General features: G+C 31.4%; 3 protein-coding genes and 1 other RNA gene. All 4 read right to left on the bottom strand.

The annotated features are described in order from the left end of the window. Positions 1-716, bottom strand: a 716-nt coding sequence (rsmH, locus tag AC8IGH_RS05220) for a 16S rRNA (cytosine(1402)-N(4))-methyltransferase RsmH (RefSeq protein WP_507419659.1), incomplete at its 3' end; no start/stop codon positions are given. Positions 717-743: 27 nt separating this feature from the next. Continuing rightward, on the bottom strand, positions 744-2201 hold the full coding sequence (gene ftsZ / locus AC8IGH_RS05215) for a cell division protein FtsZ (RefSeq protein ID WP_507419658.1): 1458 nt from the start codon (positions 2199-2201) through the stop codon (positions 744-746). Positions 2202-2238: 37 nt separating this feature from the next. Beyond that, complete coding sequence (gene mraZ / locus AC8IGH_RS05210; RefSeq protein WP_507419657.1) at positions 2239-2679, bottom strand: division/cell wall cluster transcriptional repressor MraZ; 441 nt, start codon at positions 2677-2679, stop codon at positions 2239-2241. 219 nt (positions 2680-2898) lie between these two features. Continuing rightward, positions 2899-3144: RNase P RNA component class A (gene rnpB, locus AC8IGH_RS05205), an RNA gene on the bottom strand; the annotation flags it as partial.

The raw sequence follows: 3144 nt of genomic DNA, 5'->3' as shown, positions 1-3144 counted from the left end.
ATCTTTCCATTTACTGATAAATTTTTTATTGCCGAAATCAAACCTGTGTAAAGTTCTGATAATTCCTGATTCACAATCATCCTAATTGCTTGAAAAATCTTTGCACAAGCATCTACTTTATTATAATCACTATTTTTATATCTTTTTGCTCTTAAAATAATTTCAGCTAATTCATGTGTTGAATTAATTTCTTTGTCCTGTCTTTTTTGAACTATCAATTTTGCAATTAATCCAGAGTCCTTATCTTCTCCAAATAAACTAAAAATATTTCTTAAATCTTTTTGATCAAGTTTATTTACAATGTCATGAGCTGTGACGTTATTTTTTCCCATGGTCATTTTTAATAATCCATCCTGTCGATAAGAAAAACCTCTTTCAGGATAATCAATTTGAAATGAAGAGAGACCTAAATCAAAAATAATAGCAACTGGTTTTTTTTCTAGATTTCTTTCTTCTAAGATTCTTTCTAAATTACTAAACTTGTCTATTACAAATTCAAATCTATCTTTATTATCTTTTTTTATTTCTTTTGAAAAATATTCAACAAAATTATCACGATCGATAGAAATAACTTTTGTATTTTTTTTAGATAATATTTTTCTGGTAATGCCGCCACCACCAAAAGTACAATCTATATAAATTCCAGATTTATAAGGAGTTAGTATTTTATCAATATCCTCCGACATCACTGGAATATGTTTTAATTCCAGTGACATGGGAAAATTTTTCTCTTTAAATAGTCTCTAATTAGTTTGACGTCTTAAAAAGGCTGGGATTTCTAAATCTGCTTTTTCATCGTCGCTAAGATCATGTCCTAAATCTTTAAAGAATTGAGATGAATTTTCTTTATTGTTAGAAATACCCTTTAAATTTTCATCTTCAGAAAATAATTTTGGAAAAGACGTTACCTCTTCAACTATTTGTATATTTTCTTTTTCATTTAAAGCACTTAGATCATTAGATGAAATATTCTGTTCTTGAACAACGTTAGAATTTACCGTTTGTTCTTGAACATTCATATGATTCAACGCTTGATTATTTATTTCTGCAACATGCGAGGTTTCCTGGAACATATCAAGAGCAGTTGCTCCATTAATCATTGTTTGAGGCGCAGATTGAGTTGTATAATTTGGAACAAAAGATTGTTGAGGTTTGTTGTAAATGGTGCTGTATCCATTGTTTCTATTATTAATATGTCTCATCATACTAACAACTGGTTTATTATTAATAGCAGCTTCTCCGCCTAAACCAGTTGCAACAATCGACACTCTCATTTTTCCATCTAATGCATCTTCAAAAGTTGAGCCTACTAAAATTTCAGCTGAAGGATCAACTTCTGCTCTTATTTTATTAGCCGCCTCATCTACTTCAAATAAAGTGATATCGTTACCACCGGTAATATTAATAAGAAGACCTCTTGCTCCTTTTAATGAATAATCATCTATTAATGGATTTGCCAATGCTGCTTCTGCAGACATTATAGCTCTTTTCTCTCCCTCTGCTTCACCGGTTCCCATCATAGCTTTGCCCATACCTTTCATTACGGTTTCGATATCAGCAAAATCTAGATTGATAAGACCTGGTTTAACAATTAAATCTGTTATACCTCTAACACCTTGCATTAAAACATTGTCAGCCATTTTAAATGCTTGAGGAAAAGTAGTTTTTTCATTGGCAACTTTAAATAAATTTTGATTAGGAATTATGATGCTTGTATCAACATATTTTTTTAATTCCTCCAAACCTTTTTCAGCAGCTTTTAATCTTCCCGGTCCTTCAAAAATAAAAGGCTTTGTTACAACTCCTACAGTTAATAAATTTAAATCTTTAGCAGCTCGGGCAATTACAGGTGCAGCGCCTGTTCCTGTTCCGCCGCCCATTCCTGCAGTAATAAAAACCATGTTCGCACCTTGCAATAAATTTATTAGTTCATTTAAAGACTCTTCTGCTGCCGCTTGTCCAATATCAGATTTTGCACCAGCACCAAGTCCTCTAGTTAAATTAGTTCCAAGTTGCATTTTGCATGGAGCCTTATTATGCTTTAATGCTTGAGCGTCAGTATTTGCTGCAACAAATTCAACTCCTTGAACTCCACAATCAATCATATTATTAATAGCATTCCCACCTGCTCCACCTACTCCTAGAACAACTATTCTAGGTTTTAATTCTCTTAATTCTGGTACGTTTATTTTTATTGTCATTTGCTTCTCCCTTTTTATTGTTATTTGTTAATATTCATTAAGACCATTTTAAATCCGATCTTAATGTCTTAGCTTTTTTTCTTGCTTCTTCTCTAAATTTTGAAAATCTTTGAGGTTCCCACATTTGAAAAGTTTTTCCCTGTCCAACAAAGACAACTGTTTCTTTAATTCCAGAATGATCTAAAAGTTTTTTTGGAAGAACTACTCTCCCATCAGAATCAAAATTTAATTGAAAACTATCTGCAAGTATTGAGGTTGCAAATGTATCTCTATTTTCTTCAAAGGGACTAAGACTGTCTATACTATCACTTAACTTTTCAATTCTACTCTGAGGACAAAATTCAATTGATGAATTTGTAAACGAAGGATAACAAATAACACTATTATATCCTAAGGATGACAAATGAGATCTAAAGCTAGCAGGCACTGAGACTCTGCCTTTCTTGTCTAACTTGTTTTCGTATGTTGATATAAACATTTAATTTTTTAAAAAAAAAATTCCCATTAAATTTATTAATAAAATATTTAATATTCATCATTTATGGGTTATTATGGGATAACATGGTATATAGTAGTAAGTCAATGGAGAAACATTATCAGATCATAATAAAATCAAGATTAATGTTCTTATTTTGTTCTAATTAAAACTAATAATATTAGCTACAGTAATTATATAAAATTTAAGAAAAATTATTAAATTGCCAGTTAGTCTGTAAGCTGGGTTCTGTCATTTAAAACGGTAATTTATCTAGGTCTATTGTCACCAATAGACTCGAGCAACCAACCCAAACAACTCACCCAAGATTAGGCTAGATTTAAATAAATTTAAATCATGTTGCTTCTATTTGGTCTTGCTCCCAGTGGGGTTTTCCATGCGGTTTTTGTTACCAAAAACCCGGTGTGCTCTTACCACACCTTTTCACCCTTGCCTTGATAAGGCGGT

This window comes from Candidatus Allofontibacter sp. (assembly GCF_038145245.1).
Classification (GTDB): domain Bacteria; phylum Pseudomonadota; class Alphaproteobacteria; order Pelagibacterales; family Pelagibacteraceae; genus Fontibacterium.
The sequence above is the reverse complement of the archived record's forward strand: the minus strand, read 5'-3'. Positions and strand labels throughout refer to the sequence as shown.

Excerpts from the sequence above, each read along its gene's own strand:
- ftsZ (WP_507419658.1), bottom strand. The coding sequence starts at position 2,201 with ATGACAATAAAAATAAACGTACCAGAATTAAGAGAATTAAAACCTAGA.
- mraZ (WP_507419657.1), bottom strand. The coding sequence starts at position 2,679 with ATGTTTATATCAACATACGAAAACAAGTTAGACAAGAAAGGCAGAGTC.